The organism is Nitrosopumilus sp. (genome assembly GCF_025699255.1).
Taxonomy (GTDB): domain Archaea; phylum Thermoproteota; class Nitrososphaeria; order Nitrososphaerales; family Nitrosopumilaceae; genus Nitrosopumilus.
The window spans coordinates 80,377-99,190 of the sequence record NZ_JAILWA010000003.1 but is presented as its reverse complement, the minus strand read 5'-3'; the positions used below and the strand labels follow the sequence as shown (position 1 = coordinate 99,190).

21 protein-coding genes and 1 tRNA gene are annotated in these 18,814 nt (G+C 31.6%); 11 read left to right on the top strand and 11 right to left on the bottom strand.

All coding sequences use genetic code 11. The annotated features are described in order from the left end of the window. The 4 genes from K5781_RS04365 to K5781_RS04350 are packed head-to-tail and all read left to right on the top strand — an operon-like array spanning position 1 to position 2,573. The gene (locus K5781_RS04365) at positions 1-948 is read left to right on the top strand and encodes a DNA methyltransferase (protein ID WP_297441115.1); all 948 of its coding nucleotides are present in this window, start codon (positions 1-3) and stop codon (positions 946-948) included. After that, positions 945-1,844 (top strand): ribonuclease Z, encoded by a 900-nt coding sequence (gene rnz / locus K5781_RS04360; RefSeq protein WP_297441113.1) that lies wholly within the window; start codon positions 945-947, stop codon positions 1,842-1,844. Before K5781_RS04365 ends, rnz begins: the two co-directional genes overlap by 4 nt. 1 nt (position 1,845) lies before the next feature. Then, a complete protein-coding gene (locus K5781_RS04355; protein WP_297441111.1) occupies positions 1,846-2,247 on the top strand; it encodes a Sir2 family NAD-dependent protein deacetylase in 402 nt (133 codons plus the stop codon). Then, positions 2,220-2,573, top strand: a complete 354-nt coding sequence (locus tag K5781_RS04350; RefSeq protein ID WP_297441109.1) for a Sir2 family NAD-dependent protein deacetylase — start codon at positions 2,220-2,222, stop codon at positions 2,571-2,573. The genes K5781_RS04355 and K5781_RS04350 overlap by 28 nt, the downstream gene beginning before the upstream one ends. Here K5781_RS04350 and K5781_RS04345 read toward each other — a convergent pair. The 3 genes from K5781_RS04345 to K5781_RS04335 all read right to left on the bottom strand — a co-directional run bounded on the left by K5781_RS04345 (position 2,568) and on the right by K5781_RS04335 (position 4,324). Beyond that, a complete protein-coding gene (locus K5781_RS04345) occupies positions 2,568-3,311 on the bottom strand; it encodes a hypothetical protein (protein WP_297441107.1) in 744 nt (247 codons plus the stop codon). The two genes, K5781_RS04350 and K5781_RS04345, sit on opposite strands and share 6 nt — an antisense overlap. A gap of 69 nt (positions 3,312-3,380) precedes the next feature. Further along, the gene (locus K5781_RS04340; protein ID WP_297441491.1) at positions 3,381-3,779 is read right to left on the bottom strand and encodes an RNA-binding domain-containing protein; all 399 of its coding nucleotides are present in this window, start codon (positions 3,777-3,779) and stop codon (positions 3,381-3,383) included. After that, a complete protein-coding gene (locus K5781_RS04335; RefSeq protein WP_297441105.1) occupies positions 3,776-4,324 on the bottom strand; it encodes an AAA family ATPase in 549 nt (182 codons plus the stop codon). Before K5781_RS04335 ends, K5781_RS04340 begins: the two co-directional genes overlap by 4 nt. A gap of 72 nt (positions 4,325-4,396) precedes the next feature. Between K5781_RS04335 and thpR the strand changes: the two genes are divergently transcribed. From thpR to K5781_RS04320, 3 genes are read left to right on the top strand one after another with little or no spacing between them, the layout of a single operon-like run. Then, positions 4,397-4,939 carry an RNA 2',3'-cyclic phosphodiesterase gene (gene thpR, locus K5781_RS04330; RefSeq protein WP_297441103.1) on the top strand — a complete coding sequence of 181 codons (543 nt, stop codon included), beginning with the start codon at positions 4,397-4,399 and terminating at the stop codon, positions 4,937-4,939. Next, entirely contained in the window at positions 4,936-6,267 is a 1,332-nt protein-coding gene (gene cca, locus K5781_RS04325; protein ID WP_297441101.1) for a CCA tRNA nucleotidyltransferase, read from the top strand. The genes thpR and cca overlap by 4 nt, the downstream gene beginning before the upstream one ends. Continuing rightward, the gene (locus K5781_RS04320; RefSeq protein WP_297441099.1) at positions 6,242-7,003 is read left to right on the top strand and encodes an RIO1 family regulatory kinase/ATPase; all 762 of its coding nucleotides are present in this window, start codon (positions 6,242-6,244) and stop codon (positions 7,001-7,003) included. The genes cca and K5781_RS04320 overlap by 26 nt, the downstream gene beginning before the upstream one ends. Here K5781_RS04320 and K5781_RS04315 read toward each other — a convergent pair. After that, positions 7,004-7,077: transfer RNA gene (locus tag K5781_RS04315), tRNA-Pro, on the bottom strand. A 55-nt stretch (positions 7,078-7,132) separates the two neighbouring features. On the opposite strand from K5781_RS04315, the gene K5781_RS04310 reads away from it, so the two are divergent. Next, positions 7,133-7,342, top strand: a complete 210-nt coding sequence (locus tag K5781_RS04310) for a hypothetical protein (protein WP_297441097.1) — start codon at positions 7,133-7,135, stop codon at positions 7,340-7,342. Between the two features lies 1 nt (position 7,343). Here the strand turns inward: K5781_RS04310 and K5781_RS04305 are convergent, their stop codons facing one another. Both K5781_RS04305 and K5781_RS04300 read right to left on the bottom strand, forming a co-directional pair. Then, complete coding sequence (locus K5781_RS04305; protein ID WP_297441095.1) at positions 7,344-8,492, bottom strand: FAD/NAD(P)-binding oxidoreductase; 1,149 nt, start codon at positions 8,490-8,492, stop codon at positions 7,344-7,346. Position 8,493: 1 nt separating this feature from the next. Then, on the bottom strand, positions 8,494-9,234 hold the full coding sequence (locus K5781_RS04300) for an SDR family oxidoreductase (RefSeq protein WP_297441093.1): 741 nt from the start codon (positions 9,232-9,234) through the stop codon (positions 8,494-8,496). A 110-nt stretch (positions 9,235-9,344) separates the two neighbouring features. On the opposite strand from K5781_RS04300, the gene K5781_RS04295 reads away from it, so the two are divergent. Further along, the gene (locus K5781_RS04295) at positions 9,345-9,566 is read left to right on the top strand and encodes an AN1-type zinc finger domain-containing protein (RefSeq protein ID WP_297441091.1); all 222 of its coding nucleotides are present in this window, start codon (positions 9,345-9,347) and stop codon (positions 9,564-9,566) included. A gap of 2 nt (positions 9,567-9,568) precedes the next feature. Here K5781_RS04295 and K5781_RS04290 read toward each other — a convergent pair whose 3' ends face one another. Together K5781_RS04290 and K5781_RS04285 are read right to left on the bottom strand one after the other, a co-directional pair. Then, positions 9,569-9,853: a hypothetical protein gene (locus K5781_RS04290; protein WP_297441089.1), complete on the bottom strand. Its 285-nt coding sequence runs from the start codon at positions 9,851-9,853 to the stop codon at positions 9,569-9,571. A 31-nt stretch (positions 9,854-9,884) separates the two neighbouring features. Beyond that, entirely contained in the window at positions 9,885-10,442 is a 558-nt protein-coding gene (locus K5781_RS04285) for a hypothetical protein (protein ID WP_297441087.1), read from the bottom strand. A gap of 53 nt (positions 10,443-10,495) precedes the next feature. On the opposite strand from K5781_RS04285, the gene glnA reads away from it, so the two are divergent. Beyond that, a complete protein-coding gene (gene glnA, locus K5781_RS04280; protein ID WP_297441085.1) occupies positions 10,496-11,956 on the top strand; it encodes a type I glutamate--ammonia ligase in 1,461 nt (486 codons plus the stop codon). Here glnA and K5781_RS04275 read toward each other — a convergent pair. Next, positions 11,953-12,231 carry a hypothetical protein gene (locus K5781_RS04275; protein WP_297441083.1) on the bottom strand — a complete coding sequence of 93 codons (279 nt, stop codon included), beginning with the start codon at positions 12,229-12,231 and terminating at the stop codon, positions 11,953-11,955. The genes glnA and K5781_RS04275 overlap by 4 nt on opposite strands. 53 nt (positions 12,232-12,284) lie before the next feature. After that, entirely contained in the window at positions 12,285-13,997 is a 1,713-nt protein-coding gene (thsB, locus tag K5781_RS04270) for a thermosome subunit beta (protein WP_297441081.1), read from the bottom strand. 103 nt (positions 13,998-14,100) lie between these two features. On the opposite strand from thsB, the gene K5781_RS04265 reads away from it, so the two are divergent. Beyond that, positions 14,101-15,423 (top strand): serine hydroxymethyltransferase, encoded by a 1,323-nt coding sequence (locus tag K5781_RS04265; protein ID WP_297441079.1) that lies wholly within the window; start codon positions 14,101-14,103, stop codon positions 15,421-15,423. A gap of 2 nt (positions 15,424-15,425) precedes the next feature. Here K5781_RS04265 and K5781_RS04260 read toward each other — a convergent pair whose 3' ends face one another. Then, positions 15,426-18,803, bottom strand: a complete 3,378-nt coding sequence (locus K5781_RS04260; protein ID WP_297441077.1) for a DNA polymerase II large subunit — start codon at positions 18,801-18,803, stop codon at positions 15,426-15,428. Positions 18,804-18,814 lie beyond the last annotated feature (11 nt).

Below are 18,814 nucleotides of genomic sequence, written 5' to 3'. Positions count from 1 at the left end.
ATGCCAGAAAGTTTTTTTGTATTATCTAAAGATTATCTAGAGCTTGCTATAGATGAGATTACTGCATTAGCAAAAATGTATGATCGATTTTCTAAAATTAAAGTAATTTCTAATTTAGTAATTGTTCAATCAAAAACAAATTGGAATGAAATAGCTAAAAGAGCAACATTTGTAAAAATTTCAGGACAAATACTACGTAAAATGTCAGGATTATTTTTGGATGAAGAAAATGTAGGAGTTCTCAAAAATGCAAAAACATTTGTTTGTAGAATAGTAAATTTATCATCTAATCAATTCAACATTCCAGAATTAGAAAGTTCTATGGGAGATATGATATCAAAATTCTCACATGCTAAAGTAAATTTAGAAAATCCTGATATTACAGTATATTTGATTTTTACCAACCAAGAAAACTTTTTTGGGTTTTCAAAACGAGTAAAAAATCAAGTAAGACCAAAAAAGATCAAGAAGCATCCTCATGAATTAGATTGGAAGTTAGCTAGGGTGATGATAAATCTGATAGGTATGAAGAAGGGTGAAACTGTATGTGATCCATTTTGTGGTACAGGGACCACACTTCTAGAAGCAGAATCAATGGGTATTCATGGAATTGGATTAGATTTTGACGAAAAAATGTGTGAAATAGCTAAAACAAATCTTAAGGCTAATAGATATAATTCACAAATAATTAACTCTGAATTCCAAGAATTGTCAAAAATATCAGAAAAATTTGATGGAATTGTGACTGATTTACCCTATGGAACTGCCTCAAAAGCATCAGAAAAACCACATGCAATTTTGAAGAAATTTTTTGCCAGTCTACCTAAAAGGAAAAGAGTGGCAATTATGTACAAAAAAGAATTGGATTTTAATTCCAAGTTAACAGGATTAAAAAAATATCATATCTATAGGCATAAAAGCTTGACACGAACAATTCTGATTAAATGAAACTTGTATTTTTAGGAACATCTGCAGCACAACCCACTGAAAATAGGGGATTGTCATGTATTTGCCTAGAAAGAGATGGTGAAATTTTGATGTTTGATGCAGGTGAATCAGCTCAAATATCATTTATGAAATCAGGTTTGGGTTGGAATAAAAAAATGAAATTATTTGTGACGCATATGCATGGTGATCATTGTGTGGGAATTTTAGGATTATTACAAACAATGTCAATGCAAAATAGAACTGAAACATTGGAAATTTTTGGACCAAATGGAATTGAAGAATTTATTGGAGCAAATATTAAAATATTAAATTTTGGATTATCATTTCCAATAATAATCACTACAATTAAAGAAGGGAAAATTTATGAAGATGAAAAATTTTCTATGTATGTTTGTAAAGCAAGTCATTCTGTAACAGCATATTCATATTTGTTTCAAGAAAAAGATAAAGCTGGAAGATTTAATCTAGAAAAAGCAAAACAATTGAGAATACCTGAGGGAAAATTATGGAGTGAGTTACAAAAAGGAAAGGAAGTCATCATTAACAAAAAAATAATAAAGCCAGAACAAGTGTTAGGGGCAAAACGTCCAGGTAAAAAAATTGGAATTTCTGGAGACACAATGCCTACACCAGAATTAGAAAAATTTTTTACAGATTGTGACTATCTTGTTTTTGATTCAACATTTTTAGATGAAGAAAAACTAAGAGCACAAGACACATGTCATTCTACTGCAAAACAAGCTGCAATATTGGGTAAAAATGCAAAAGTAAAGAATTTGATTTTAACACATTTTTCAGCAAGATACAAAGATGAGATAGGACATCTAAAAGAAGCATTAAAAATTCATGATTCAGTAATTACAGCCAAAGATCTTTTAGAAGTAGAAATTAAATAAAATGTTTGAAATATTTGAAGAACAGATTCAAAAATTTAGAAAAATTGTATTTGTAACAGGAGCTGGAATTTCACAAGAAAGTGGAATTCCGACATTTAGAGGAAAAGACGGATTATGGAGAAATCATGATGCAATGAAGCTAGCCACAATAGATGCATTTTATGATAATCCAAAACTAGTTTGGGAGTGGTATAATGAAAGAAGGACAAATATTTTTCAGGCCAATCCAAATCTAGGCCATAAAGCAATTGCTGAATTAGAAAAATATGCTGAAGTCGTGGTTTTAACACAAAATATTGATGGCTTACATCAAAAAGCCGGTAGTTCAAAGGTATTAGAACTTCATGGAAGTATTGTAAAGATCAAATGTTCAGTGTGTGTAACTATAAAGAAGAAATTTTAACAGAAATTACAAATATTCCTCCACTTTGTAAATGTGGAAATATACTTAGACCTGATGTAGTATGGTTTGGAGAATCGTTACCTCAAGATGTATGGAAAAATGCTATGCGATTTGCAAGCCAATGTGATTTAATGATAATTGCAGGTACATCACTTGTTGTATCACCAGCAAATATGCTTCCAATCTACGCAAAACAAAACAATGCAATACTAGTAGAAATTAATCCAGAAGATACAGAAATGTCAGAAGTAATGAATTTAAAAATTAGAAATACTAGCGCAAAATCAATACCAAAATTGGTTTCAATATTTAAAAATAAATTATGATTGAGAAAATATTCCATTAATTTTTGTATCAGATGAATCTCCTGGATTATAAACTGATGAAGTTACAGTTCCATAATCTTCATGTTCAACAATCATATCTACATAATATGGAATTCCACTTGCATCATTGACATTTGTATCAAACATTGAAGTAAAGAATGTACCAGAGAAAATTTCTTTATCAGCAGTTCTAATTACTACATTAACACTTTTTGTTTTACCACTTGTATCAACATATTGAAGAAGTATGTTATCATCAGATTGTTGTGTAGTTGATAAGGAAAGTGTTTCAGGAATTATTGACATGTTGTTATCAGAAATAACATTTGTTGATTCTTGAATGGGTGATGAACTAGAATCTGAATTTGAATTACCACCTAAAATATTTTGAATTGATTCTAAAGGATTAAAGTTTGAAATTTCTTCTTTGATTGTTTTTTGAGAAGATTCTTTTACATCAGAAATTTCATCAGTTACTTTATCTCCCACTTCATTAATTTCATCAGATATTGTTTCAGTGGTTTTATCTACAATTTTATCAATTGATGAATCAATTCGTTGTTCTACAGAATTCGAGGCTTTTGTGCCAAAATTATTTACATCATTTTTTAATGAATCAAATACAGTTGCAGATGTTGTGGGAAACAGATTATCAATTTCATTAGAAAAGATCATCCCTCCCAAGATAACAATACCAGCAATTATGCCTAGTTTGATGAACATCAATGAATGATTCAAAAAAATAGATTTTAGATCCCAACTAAAAAAAATAGTCAAAAATGATTGAATTTTCTTAGCTAATTTTCATTATTTTGCAAAAGCTAACCAATCAATTATTCCATCAATATTTGATGAGGTTAAAATCACCTTGATTGGTCCTAACGGAGATTCTTCAACCTCATCACAAATTGCAATTTTTTCTACAAAAGCAGCTTGTTTATTTAAAAAAAACCAAGTTTTTTCATCTTGTAAATTATTCTCTAAATTTCTTATGTAACTTTTTTGAGACTTGGTTGAAATGATTGTTTCGTAGATTTTTTCCAAAGAACGTAATTCGTATGATTGTGCTTTAATTGAAAAATTTTCATTTTGTATGTCAGAAAATGGAAATATATTTGAAATTGCTTGTTTGACTTTCTCAGGATTTTCTGATAGATTGATTGGGCAAACCATTTTAATTTTACAATTAATATTTGGAATTTTCATTCCAGCCAACTTTGAATAATTTTAAAAGATTGTTCAATTAATTCTTCTTTTGTTAATCCTATATTTGAAATTGCATAATCAGATAATGCAATTGAATTGCTAATACCTACACCTAATTCACGATTATCTCTTTCTTCAAAATGTTGTTTAGTTTGAGGATCATCTGATCTTCCTCTTTTTTGTAAAAAATCAAATCTAGTATCAGTTGATGCATGAATTGCTAATAATTTTACATTACCATATTTTTTGAGAACTTGAATTTCATCATTTGATCTTACACCGTCAACTAAAATTACATTTGATGTTGATGATTCTATTTGTGGCTTTACTAATTCTGCAATAGCACCTGGACCATTCTTTTCTCTAAGCTCTAACATTAATTTCCCAAGATTATCTCTTGTGGATTCCAAGTTTCTTTTTTTTGCTTCTTCTCTTACGGCATTACCCATATTGATTATTTCATATCCTTTAGATTTTAAGCCATCAGCAATAGTGGATTTACCGGCTCCAGGCATACCGGTTAAGCATACGATTAGTTTTGTCAACAATTATCAAATAAAAGGCTCGTCTATGAAGCTACCGGAAATAATTATAAACATAATTCAAAAAAAGTTAGAATGCGTGTTTTTGTAGCAATTGAAATAACAAATAGCATAATAATTAATTCAATCAAAAAATTTCAAAATGAAATAAAAATTGATGCTAAACCAGTTGAGGAAAACAATTTTCATTTTACTCTGCAATTCATAGGTGAAATTTCAGAGGAAATGAGTCAAAAAATATGCCAATCTCTCCAAAAAATAGAATTTGAGAGTTTTGATGTATTTCTAAAAGGAGTCGGAGTATTTCCAAAACCTAAATTTCCTCGAATAATATGGATTGGAACAGACGTAAATGGTGGCAATATGCTTATTCATCTATCAGAAAAAGTGAAAAAAATACTAGAACCATTGGGTTTTTCACCAGATAAACCATTCAAACCTCATATCACAGTATTTAGAATTAAAAAGAAGATTGGAGATATATCAAAAGAATTGGAAGATAAAAAAATGGAGAGTTTTGGAATACAAAAGATATCCAGTATTAAATTGAAAAAAAGTGAGCTTACTTCAAGTGGGCCTATCTATTCAGATTTATTGGAGATTAATGCAAGAAAATGAAACAAATAATTTCTAAAGTTTCTAAATCTGTAATCCCTTCAAAAGTAATAGAAAAATCAAAAAATCAAATTGCAGAAATAGCTTTTGAACTGGTAGAAAAAGAAATTGAAAAATATTCTGAAGTGATTGGTTTAGAATTTGGTGGTTCTTTTGCAAAGGGTACATGGTTATCCAAAGATGCAGACGTTGACATTTTCATTAAATTTAAAAAAACTATATCTGAAGAAAAATTTGAAAAAATTTCAAAGAAAATTGGTTTTAATTCACTGAAAAAATATTCTCCCTATGTAAGATATTCTCAACATCCATATGTTGAGGCTAAAATCAATAATACAAAAATCAACATAGTACCATGTTATGATGTAAAAATCGGAGAATGGAAAAGCGCTGCTGATAGATCACCATTCCATACAAAGTTTATGAAAAAATCATTAACAACAAAGATGAAAAATGAAGTTCGAGTATTGAAGACATTTTTAAAATCAAATGGAATTTATGGTGCAGAGATTGCAAAACAAGGATTCAGTGGATATATTTCTGAAGTTTTAATTTTAGAATTTGGAAGTTTTGAAAATTTGATAAAATCAATTTCAAAAATAAAAGAGAATCAAATAATTGGGGAAACCTCAAAATCATTTGAAACATCAATTGTGGTTATCGATCCAATTGACAGTAACAGAAATTTAGCAGCTGCTATTTCAGATGAAAATATTGGAAAATTTATTTTAATTTCTAGAGCTTTAAAGAATAATCCAAGTTTAGGATTTTTCAAGGATAAAAAACGAAGAGTGGTAAATAAATTTTGGAAAAATTTACTGGTGATAAAATTCAATTTCAAACCTAGAAGTCCAGATATAATTTGGGGACAAATCAAAAGAACAACATCAATGTTATCTACGCAGTTAGAATTAGGAGGTTTTACTGTACTTCGGAGTAAATCATACACAGATCAACAAAATGAAGCCTATCTAATGTTCTTTTTAGAATCTACAAAAATTAATGAAATATATCGAAAGAAGGGACCAGAATTTTTTAGGGAAGGTAGCACCCATAGTTTTATTTCTAAAAATCTTAAAAATGCCGAATTAGTATGGCTAGGAAATGACAAAAAAATAGTTTCTCTGGAAAAAAGAAAATATGTTGATGCAGTAAATTTCATGAAAGTGTTTTTGAGGGAAAACCTTCAAGTATGTATATCAAAAGGTCTTCAGGCTGATCTCAAAAAAGGTTTCAAGATATCAATAGGAAACAAAAACCTAAGTAAATTAATTAAAAAGGAAGCAGTTGAATTGATTTCAGTAGATGGCACTCTCCTTCATTTCAATTAAAAAATTTTCAGATGACCCATACTCAAAAATTTTAGGATATCCAAATGCAACCAATAGACAACTTAAGTCAAGGATCAGCGAATTAGAAAAATTAAAAATTAAATCAATTTCATTAACTGGCCCCACAACACTTGGGAATTTAGCAATTTTAGGCAAAGGATACGTAGGTATTGTAGTAATTGCCAAAAGAGGAAACAAAGAAGTTGCTTTGAAAATTAGAAGAACAGATTCTCAAAGAAAGAATATGAAGAATGAATCATCTTTGTTACAATTAGTCAATTCTGTCGATGTTGGTCCAAAAATGATTGATGCAAGTAAAAATTTTTTGGTGATGGAATATCTGGAAGGAGAAAAATTTAGCAAATGGATTGAAACATTGAAAGGTATTGGTAGTGCAAAAAAATTAAAATCTACAATAAAAAATATCTTAGAGGATTGTTATAGACTAGATCAGATTGGATTTGATCATGGTGAATTAAGTAATATTTCAAAACATGTTATTGTAGGTAAAACAAAATCTTCGTTAATTGATTTTGAAAGTGGCAGTACGCAAAGAAGACCATCTAATGTTACATCAATTTCACAGGCATTTTTTATTGGTTCAGGGATTTCTAAAAAAACTCAAAAAATATTCAAAAGTTCACCTAAAGAAAAAATTATTCAGGCTCTAAAATTATACAAACAAGAAAAATCACAAGAAAATTTTGAACAATTGCTTAAAATTCTTAAGTTATAATGGGAACGGCAGGAATTGAACCTGCGACCACTAGTCCCCCAGACTAGTATCATACCAAGCTAGACTACGTTCCCTCGATTCAGAGGCATAAAATGAAATTATTAAATCGTCCTATTAATTAACAAAAACATGAAACTTTGTAAGATATGTCACAAGATTTCTGCTACAGGTGAAGATCATCTAGATTGTATCCAAAAACGAAGTATAGAATCCGAAGCTGAGGATTTTAAAAATAGTCTTCCAGAAAAACTCAATCTATCTAACAATAATCAAGAATTAGGTGTTGAAGTTAGAGCAATTTTAGAACATATTTCAAAAAACAAAGATTCAGATGAATAAACTATAACCATTTTGATAATCGTTCTCTTTCAAATTCAATCTTTTTAGAAAGATTATCAGAGGTCGATTCAGTAAGATTAGTTGTCGGTTTATTATTTGAGAACATATCAACTTCAATTATAGATGCTGTATCTCTACCAGATTCAATGAAGCACCCACCTTTTCCATCAAATAATGTGTAATCTTCTTTGGATTGAATTTTTGAAATAATATTTTTAGCTACTGTTATTCCTTCTCCTTCTGCAAAAATTCCAGCTTTTGGAACTGCCATGTTTTCTGCAACAGTTAAACTTGTTACATCGCCTACAGCAAATACATTTTCAAAAGATGTTTTGCAATCTCTATCTATTGAAATGAATCCTGGCTCTTTTGCTAATCCAGAATCATAAATAATTTTTGGAGCAATATGAGGTGGTATTGATAAGAGTAAATCAAAATCCGCTTCGTTGTTTTCAAAAATTAATTTATTTGATTCAACAGATTTGATTTTACTAGAATTATGAAAAATAATTTTTTCAGAATTTATTAGTTCAAGGATTTGTTTACTTACATTAGGTCCAGCTGCAGGTAATGTAATTGGAGCAGGACTGTAAAAATGGATTTGAATCGAATCACGAATTCCTCGTTTTCTTAGCATAGAATCTATCAATAAACTAGCCTCAAATGGAGCAGGAGGGCATTTGTAAGGCATGCCCATAATACAAATAGCTATTTTTCCAGATTCTATGTTCTCTAGTTTATGACGAATTTCTAACAGTTGATTATGATCATAAAGATTAAATCCGTTTTCTTCTAATCCAGGAATTTTTTGAGGTGCTAAAATTGCACCCATAGAAATTATTAGAAAATCAAATGAGATTTTTTGAGATTTGGTATTTACTTTCTTATTTTCAAGATCAAACGATATGATTTCATCTTTGATAAAATCAATTTCTTTTTTTGGTAATTCATTTAATGAACCAGTAGAATTTTCAAAAGTTCTTGTTCCATTAACTATCCATAATTTAGCAAATCCTACCATAAACCAGTCTTTTTTATCAATTACAGTAATTTTTACTTCAGATGTAGACAATGAATTTCTTAATTCATTTGCAGCTGAAAGTCCACCAAATCCTCCTCCCAGAATAACAACATGAGGAATGTTTGTCAACTTAGCGTTCTTGAGTTGTAGGTCTTATCAGAATTTCATTTACATTAACATGTGATGGTGAATCAACAGCATACAAAATAGCATTTGCAATATCTTCAGCTTGTAAAGCTTCCATTTTCTTTGCATTTTCAATGAATCCTTGTAATGACTCATCAGTAATCGTGTCATTAAGTTCTGTAGCAACAACTCCCGGTTCAATACTTGTTACTCGGATGTTAGAGCGAACACTAAATTCTTGTCTTAGTCCTTCACTAAATGCAGCTACTGCATGTTTGGTTGCACAATAAACACTACCAGCAGGAAAAACAATTCTTCCAGCAACAGATGAAAGATTAACTATATGACCAGATTTTTTTTCTTTCATGTGAGAAATTACGGCACCTGTTGAATACAAAACACCTTTGATATTAACATCAACCATTCTATCCCATTCATCAACTTTGAGACTTTTGAAGAAGCTCAAAGGCATCAATCCAGCATTATTCACAAGAATATCAATAGAATTCCATTTTTCTAATACTGCTTTAGCAAAATTTTCACATTCAGTTCTCTGCGTTACATCTAATTTTTGATAGAATACTTCTCCTCCATTTGCTGATATTGTTTTTGCAAGTTCTTCTAAACGATCAACTCTCCTAGCACCTATAGCAACTTTTGCTCCTGCTTTTGATAAAGCCAAAGCCGTCGCAAATCCAATTCCACTACTAGCACCAGTAATTATTGCAACTTTATCTTTAATCATTTAATTTCTAAACCAAGTAAAGTAAAACATCGTAAAAATGTTTAGACATAAAGTAATTTGAAGAATAAATTATTGGCACCTTTATTAAAAGAAAAATAGTAATTAAAAATATGCAATCAGAAAAATGTGCATATTGTGGTGATCTAACCGATATGCCATTTCAGTGTAATTACTGTAAGGATCCATTTTGTTCTGAACATAGACTCCCAGAAGAGCATAGATGTGTCAAACTAAGTCAAATTAGAGCAAAAAGATTTGGGGAGAGAAAAGTTATTCGTGACGGTGGACGAAATAAACCAAATATTCTAAAGCGAATTTTTGGAAAATTCTAAAATCAATAAGGACTTTTTTCAGGAGAAATTTTTGCTCGTCTTCCTTGATAAATTAATGCAATAGCAAGTGCAAACATAACCATGGCTGTTAATGGAAAATTTTGAGGTGCTGGAAGAATAAACCAATAATAAACTCCAAAACCAATAGAAACTACAGCTTGTGTCCATAGTTTAATCCATTTTGGTATTTTTGCTAATCTACTAATAGCTTCTACAACAAAAATTCCGATTACAGGATAAATTGTGTAAAAAAGAAAATCAATTACATCAACACCTGTATGAGACATGTAATATCATGATAAAAGGTATAATTTCTATCTAATCTTCCAAATGGACCTTGGTTGCAATATTTTTTGCTATTAATGCCTGAGCATTCTCATATGGAAGAGTTGCTATATCTTCTGTTTTGAATGGTCCATATTTTTCAAGATCGGCTCCAACTAATTCATCTACTTCGTGTAAAAATCGAATAACAATTTTTTTAGTTTTATGATTCTGAGCTAATGATTCTAAAAATTTCGATTTTCCATTAATTGTTGCAGAAAGAATCATTTCTGTTCTATCTTTCTGATCCTCTTGAGAATCAAGAATAAATTTTTCTTCATCTAAAAGATGGCTTATTTCTAAATCTGTAGTTTTTGAAATTTTATCCAATCTAATTTTGATTAGTAAAGATGTTAATTCAGTTACCATTTCTATCATAGTATCTTTGATTTTATTTTCTACTCCATCAAATTCTTGTTTTTGTAAATTTCCTATAAAATTAGCTAAATTTCTGTAAAAGTTTGGATCAATTTCTAAAAGAGAATCACTTTCAGTTTCACGCAAAACTGCATGATGTAACGAGTTAAGATCTATTTGATTTGATTCTGACATTTCTTACCTAATCCTTAAATGGCTGATGTATTTGTGTTTGATTGAAGAATAAATTGCCATATAAAGTCAGTCACGGTAAAGCTATCCAAGTAACATATTCACCTGACGAAGTTTTTTCAAGAATTCAACACGAAAATATTCAGTTTATCGATCTTCAGTTTACCGGTCTTACAGGACATTTTCATCATACTACAATTTCAGCAAACACCTTTACTCCAGAACAAATGAGAGATGGGTTACCAAAATTAGATGGTTCATCAATTATTGGATTTACCAGTATAGATGATTCGGATTTACTTTTAAAACCTGATCCAAATACATTTGCAATAATTCCTTGGATGACAGAAAATAAAACTGCTAGACTTCTATGTGATGTTTATTGGGGAGAAAACAGAGGACGATTATCAAGAGACCCAAGAGGAATATCTCAAAAAGCTGAAGAATATATCAAAACTCAGGGATTTGATTTTAGTACATGGGGTCCTGAAGTTGAATTCTTTGTGTTTGATAAGGTACATTGGGATGTACTAACACCGTACAAAGGTCAATCATACTCAATTGAATCAAAAGAAGCACCATGGAATCAATCAGGTGATGGATATCCAATGGGATTACAAGAGGGATATTATCCTAGTACTCCAGCAGATACCCTTACACCGTACAGAAATGAATGTGTAAATATTCTTAACAAAAATTTTGGAATCTTATGTGATAATCATCATCATGAAGTAGCTACAGCAGGACAATGTGAAATTGATATCAAATATGATTATATGACAAATGCTGCAGATGCGGCACAATCATACAAGTATGTAATTAGAAATGTTGCACAAAAATATGGAAAAGTTGCAACAATGATGCCCAAACCAATTGCAATGGATTCAGGTTCTGGTATGCATGTAAATGTTAGTTTATGGAAAGGAAATGAAAATGCATTTTATGATCCAGATGATGAGATTGAGTTAAGTCAGCTTGGCAGATATTTCTGTGGAGGAATAGTTAATCATGCAAAAGCTCTATCTGCAATTTGTAATCCGACAACCAATTCATATCATAGATTAGTTCCAGGTTATGAAGCTCCTGCATATATTGCATGGAGTTCAGGAAATCGTTCTGCCATAGTTAGAGTTCCAAAACATCTCAAAGGAAAGAACTATTCAAACCTAAAAAGACTAGAATTTAGGGCACCAGATCCTTCATCAAATCCATATCTTGTATTTGCAGCAGTTACAGCAGCTGGTATGGATGGAGTCAAGAAAAAGATGGATCCTGGAGATGAAGTACGTGACGATATTTTCAAGATGACAAAATCTGATAGAGCAAAAAGAGGAATTGGTGTTTTGCCAAAAAGTCTTGGTGAAGCATTAGATGAATTAGAAAGTGATAGAAAATTCCTTAATCCAATTTACACAAATGATGTTATAGATAAAATAATTGAATTGGAAAGAAGAGATCAGCGTGAGATAGCAATTAGACCACATCCACACGAATTTTATCTATACTTTGATGTCTAAGCCCTGCCAGTAAATTGAAAAATATAGTATAATGAAATAGCCATTAAAGCAAATCCACTTCCAAGAAATATAGCTCTTTTACTTTCCGATGTAGCAGCTCTGTATAACAAAACTCCACCTGCAAGACCTACAAATAAAATGATAACGCCACTGATAACTCCATCAAAACTTGTGTTTGTAATTAGTGGATGAAAAAATCCTGCAAGTAATGCAAAAAATGCAACCAAATAGATGTATTTGAATCCAGTAATAGCTTTAGATGTTATTTGATTCAATGTTGTTCGTAAAATTGATTAGCAATTAAAGTTTTGAATAATTTCCAAAATAATTACATCATTCCGCCCATATCAGGCATTCCACCCATTCCAGGTGGCATTCCACCCATTCCAGGTGGCATTCCACCCATTCCAGGTGGCATTCCACCTTCTCCACCAGGTGGACCACCGGCAGATTTTTGCGTGGCAATAACATCATCAATTCTAAGAATCATGCAAGCAGCTTCTGCTGCTGCTGAAACAATTTGAAGTTTAACTGCAAGTGGTTCAATTATATCACTAGATTTCATATTTCCAATTTTTGCTTTCATAACATCTATTCCAGTCCATTTTTCTCCTTTTTGTTGTTTAGAACGAAGAAGTGTAAGTGTATCAATTGGATCCATTCCAGCATTGTCTGCAAGAGCCATTGGGAGTTCTTCTAAAGCATCAGCAAATTTTTCTGCTGCAAGTTGTTCTCGTCCTTCTAAAGATTTTGACCAACCTCGAAGTTTTGTTGCCGCAAATGTTTCAGGAGCACCTCCACCTGCAACAATTTGTGGTTTTTGAATTACATCTTTTACAACCATTAAAGCATCATGTACTGAACGTTCTACTTCATCTACAACTCTTTGTGAGCCTGCGCGAAGAAGTAAAGTAACGGATTTTGGATGTTTGCATCCTTCTACAAATACCCACTTGTCTTCTTCGATTTTTCTTTCTTCAACAACTTCTGCAGTTCCAAGATCTTTTTCAAATAAATCATCAAGGTTTGTAACTATTCTAGCACCAGTTGCTTTTGCTAATTTTGTAAGATCACTTTCTTTAATTCTTCTAACTGCTATGATTCCTGCTTTTGCTAGATAATGTTGAGCCATATCATCTAATCCTTTTTGACATAAAACAACATTTGCGCCAGAACCAATAACTTTGTCAACCATTGTCTTTAACATTCTATTTTCTTCATCTAGAAATGATTTCAATTGTTGTGGATTTGAAATGTTAATTTTTGAATCAGTTTCAGTTTTACTAATTTCTAAAGCAGTGTTGATAAGTGCAATTTTTGCATCAGTTATTTTTCTAGGCATGCCACCATGAACAATTTCTTTATCAAGAACAATACCCTGAATAATCATAGAATCTTTAATTGAGCCTCCAGCTTTCTTTTCTACTTTAATATCATCAATATCTACATCATATGTTTCACCAGTTTTTTCTGAGACAGCAAGTACTGATTTTACAATAATATCCGCAAGTAAATCAGAATCCTTTCTAACAAGTTTAGTTTGCATTGAAGTTTTTGCAATTTTATTTAGAATATTTTTATCGTTTGCATTGATTGAATCTGCAATTTCTTCCAAGTATTCTTTAGCTTTTCTTGCAGCTTTTCTATATCCATCTACAATAATTGTTGGATGTACTTCTTGATCAATTAATGATTCAGCTTGTGAAAGTAAAGCACCTGCCAATACAACAGCGGAAGTTGTACCGTCTCCTACTTCATTATCTGTTGTTTTTGAGATTTCAACTAGCATTTTTGCAGCTGGATGTTGAACATCAATCTCTTTTAGAATAGTAGCACCATCATTTGTGATTGTGACATCACCTAAGGAATCAACTAGCATTTTATCCATTCCTCGTGGACCTAGACTAGTATGAACAATTTCAGCGATAATTTTTGCTGCTGCAATGTTGTTCTTTTGGGCCTCTTTACCTTTAGTTTCAGAGCCACCCTCTTTTAGTAAAACAACAGGCATATTTCCCTTGGAAGTTGCTTGCATTCCCATAGATGCAAAAACTTCAGATTCCCCTTTTATACCTTCCAGATCAAGATCGATAGTTTTGAAATAATATCGGTGTTTTTAAATTGGGAAAATCAAGATGGAAAATATGGCCAAATCACAAAATAGGCAATCTTATGATAAAATTTTTTCAAAGTTAAAGGAACACCATAAATGGTTTGAGAATTCAATTCCTCTGATTGCAAGTGAAAATATTCCTAGTCCTGCAGTTAGAGAAGCAATAATTTCTGATTTTGGGAATAGGTATGCTGAAGGTTGGCCTGGTGAAAGGGTTTACGCTGGATGTGTCTACATTGATGATGTTGAGTTTGAATGTATGAAGTTAGCTAAAAAATTATACAAAGCAAAATTTGCAGATGTACGACCAATTTCAGGTGTTGTTGCAAATTTAGCAGTCTATTCAGGATATACCAATCCTGGAGATGTAATGTTAGCACCTTCAATCCCTGCAGGTGGACATATTTCACATGGTAAAAAAGAACATTCTGGAACTGCTGGTTTAGTACATGGTTTAGAGATAGAATTCTATCCATTTGATGCTGAAGAAATGACAATAGATGTAGATAAAACAAAACAAAAAGTTAAAGATCTTAAAAAAACAAATCGTCTTCCTAAAATGGCAATGTTTGGGGGTTCATTATTCTTGTTTCCTCATCCTGTCAAAGAATTATCAGATTTTCTTAAGAGTTATGATATGCATATCAATTATGATGCAGCTCATGTTGCAGGATTAATTGCAGGAGGAAAATTCCAGGATCCATTACGTGAGGGAGCTGATACAATGACTATGAGTACTCATAAGACTTTGTTTGGACCGCAAGGAGGACTTGTTTTAGGTTCGAAAGAACATGAAGAAGTTATCAAGAAAGCAACTTTTCCTGGTCTAACTAGTAGTCATCATATTCATCATATGGCTGGGAAAGCAGTAGCTTTTGCTGAAGCCTTAGAATTTGGAAAAGATTATGCTGTCGAAGTAATTAAAAATGCCAAAATATTTGCCGAAGCTTTGAATGATGCAGGATTCAAAGTATTAGGTGAAAGTAGAGGATTTACAAAATCACATCAAATTGCTGTTAATGTTTTAGATTATTCAGATGGAGGAAAGGTAGAAGCTGATTTAGAAAAAGCAAACATCATAGTAAACAGACAACTTATTCCAGGAGATATCAAAGCTGGAAGAAATTATTTCCATCCAGGTGGAATTAGATTAGGAGTTTCTGAAATTACAAGATTAGGAATGAAGAAAAATGAGATGCAAGAGATTGCATCTTTCATAAAACAAGTTGTAATTGATAAAAAAGATCCAAAGAAATTACTTTCAAAAGTAAAATCATTTAGAAAAGATTATCAAAAAGTAAAATTCTGTTTTGATAATAAATTAGGTGCTTACGAGTACGTCAAACTAAGATAGATTCACGCATAGTCAGTGAGTAAGGATTGATCTCCTTGACTTTTTCCAAATACTAATTCGATTTCATCAGATAATGCTAAAATTCTTCCTCTTTGATATTCACCTACATCGTATTTTTCAACTAATCTTTTTGCTAGTTTAAGATATTTTTCTACAGAACCTCTTGTAATGGTGGCAATTAGTTTATGTCCACAAATACAAGTTTGTATGAGAGGCATTCTGCGAAATGATTTTCCACATGCAGTACACCTAAAACTTTGTCTAGCATATGCTCTAAGATTTCCCATTAAATCCGGAACTAAGTGTGTTGAAATTACATTTGAGACTATTTCTGAAGTGTTTACAGCATTAATCAATTCGGCATTTTTTACTTGCATATCAAATTTGTCCAGCATTGAACCAAGAGTAGAATATGCACTTCTTGATTTTGATGTAGTTAAAGATGAAGTTGTATGTGTAAAGTGATAATCATAGAATTGTCTTTCGGTTTCAAGACGGGATTTGATAATTTCAATTGATGTAACATCTGATGATTTTATTTGTTCAAAAGTAGATTCAAAAAATTCTAAAGGTAAAATTTTTGTAACTTCAAGATTATGTGCTTGAGGTTGGGATTCATGTGGTAATACATGTGGTTGTACAAGTAATGGTGCATCCATCAAACCACCAATTCTATCAGAAAGAAATTGTCTTGAGAAATTAAGGAGACTATCCATGAGAAGCATTATTGAATCTGCATCTCCATCTGCATCTCTTCTTTTTGCAGAATGCCAATTGGGAGTTCCAAAACAAACATGAGTTTCTGTATATCCAATTATTCTTCCTACAATTCCTACAGAAGTATGTGGAGCTAATCCAATTATCAAATGTCCAATTAGTTCTTCTGAATTTTTCACATTATAGAACGGAGATTTACCATAGAATTTTTCTAATAAAACATCAATGTATTTACAAGTAGATACAAGATAATTTCCACTTTCATAAGGAACAACTACATCTTGCATAAGAAGCTCTATTGTTTGATCTTCTGATTCAAGTGGTTTTCCTTCAATATCATAAGAGTATCCAAGTTGTTTTAATTTTTCAATAGAAGTTCCTATCCATGATGGTTTGAATTGGGTAAGTGGGGAATTTGTTGCATCAAATCTTACAGTTCCATCTTTAAATGTGGTCAATCCAAAATTTTGTCTTACTAGTCCTTTCTCAAGAGGTTCTGCAATTTTGTCCTGATTAATTAATTCTTTAACGCCTTTGAATGGTTCTTTTGCACGTATTCCCATCTTTTCTTGAGCTAGAAGTAATCGTGTTTTTAATGGAAATTCTTTATGAGAATGTGCAGGAGCTTTACGCTTACATTTTTCACAAAAGGGTTCTTCTAAGGTATCACGACAATTGGAACATCTAAAACTAATTGATGTTTTTGTGCCACAAATTGAGCATTTAATTCCAATTGAGGGTTGATTACATTTTGTGCAATGTCGGTTGTAGATATTAGCAAAAAAATGTTCAGTTCGTGAAGCTTTAAGAAGATCTCTGGTAGGTCCACCTTTTTCACCAACTGGAAATAATACATGTGTTGCAGGTTTCATTTGTCTTGCCGCTGCTTTTTCAGGTCTCCCAATTCTAACTCCAATACTAGTTGAAAATTTATTTTTGATTTGAATTCCTGAAGATTTTGATAGTATTTTTGGGACAGACAAATCACTGATAATTGGTTTCTCTCGAAAGAGTAGATTATAGAAAATTTTTGCTTCTTGTTGTTCTAGAATAATTAAATTATTTTCAACTATATGTGGAGTTCCTAGGTTTTCTAAAATTTTTTTGATTTGAAGTGGATATTCGATGTAGGATTCATTGACTTTGTTTGGTTCTAAAAGTTTGAGAAGTTCTTCGGATGAAATTTTATCCCAAAAATACAAGTAATGTGGATGTAGTGGGATTTTGAAATCTAATGAGAGTTTTACTGCTTCATCTATTGTAGGAATTCTATTCAAAAATTGTTTTAGATGTTGATCGTTTGGATCATACTTCTGAAATTTTTGTTTCAGTTCTTCGATCCAAAGTTCTTCTACGTATCCTGATGGTACTAGTTGAGCATTATTTTCTAGAAAATCTCCAAATGAGATTAAAATATCACCTAGATGGAGAATTTTTTCAATGTTATTTTTAATTTCTAAACCATGTTTTACATCTCGGATTTTTACCACATTTCCATTGTTGAGTCTAACTGTAGGTGTATCTATAGAATCAACAAAGGCTACAGTTGCCCCTTTCCCAGGAATATCTATTTTGATTTGAGTTCCAACAGCAACAGTATGATCAAGAATTTCGGCAATAACTGGATGAATACCAACTGCTGCAAAGCCTGTATTGCATGCTCTACCATATCTTAAACGAAATCCACCAAGTTTGTTAGGCATTGATAATACTGATCTGCCTGTAATCACTTCACGCATCCTTTTTGCTGCTGCATCTTCCTGATTATCTCCTGTCTGAACAGCCCCTTTCAAATCATTGAGCCATTCCCATCCATCAAGATTATACAATTCTATTCTTTTGAGGAGTTTTTTTGATCTTCCAATCAAACCATCATTTAGAACACGTAAGGCACCACCCCTTACTCGATCAGTTTGAATTCTAGCCATTGATTTATGATTAACAACCTCATATGGATCGGTATCCACACCTGCCAATTCTACAGGAAGATTCAAAATTACATGTTCAATATCTTCATCTAAAATATGGAATTGGAAGCTGCTTGCTTCTCTTTCATAGATACGTAATTCCTCTACAAATCGACCGGTTTCATCATCAAATGAATTTGCTTGAAATTTTGATAGACCAGCTATTTTTCTTACATGATCTGCAATTAACAGAGTTACAGCAGATTCTGTTCCTCCTGCTGAACGCATAGGACCAGCGATGGAAACAGAAAGGTATTCTGAACCATCCTTATTTTTTTTAATTTTTACTTCACTAATTCCTTGTAAAGGAGCAATGGTTACACCTTCAGTAATTATTGCTAATCCAACACGCACTGCAAGATCCAATTTATCTTCTAAAGTAGCATCTGGAAGACAGTATTTGCCGGAAGCTATCTCTTTTGCCAGAATTAGTGCTGAAAGCTCTTTTCCATTAATTTTTAAAATTTCTCTTAAGTGATCTGCAATATCAATATCATGCATTTTTGCAACTCTATCAGCCAAATCAAATGCGATTTTAGGCTCAATATTACCTGATGAATCAGCTAGACTAGATTTTGCTTCAGCTGCATGTTGGAAAATTGAGTATGTTTCATTTGAAAGGTTGGAATAGTAATCAAGATAGTAATCTGGCATTTTGATATCACTAATTCGAGATATCGTATCGTTTTCAGACATTATGAGACTTG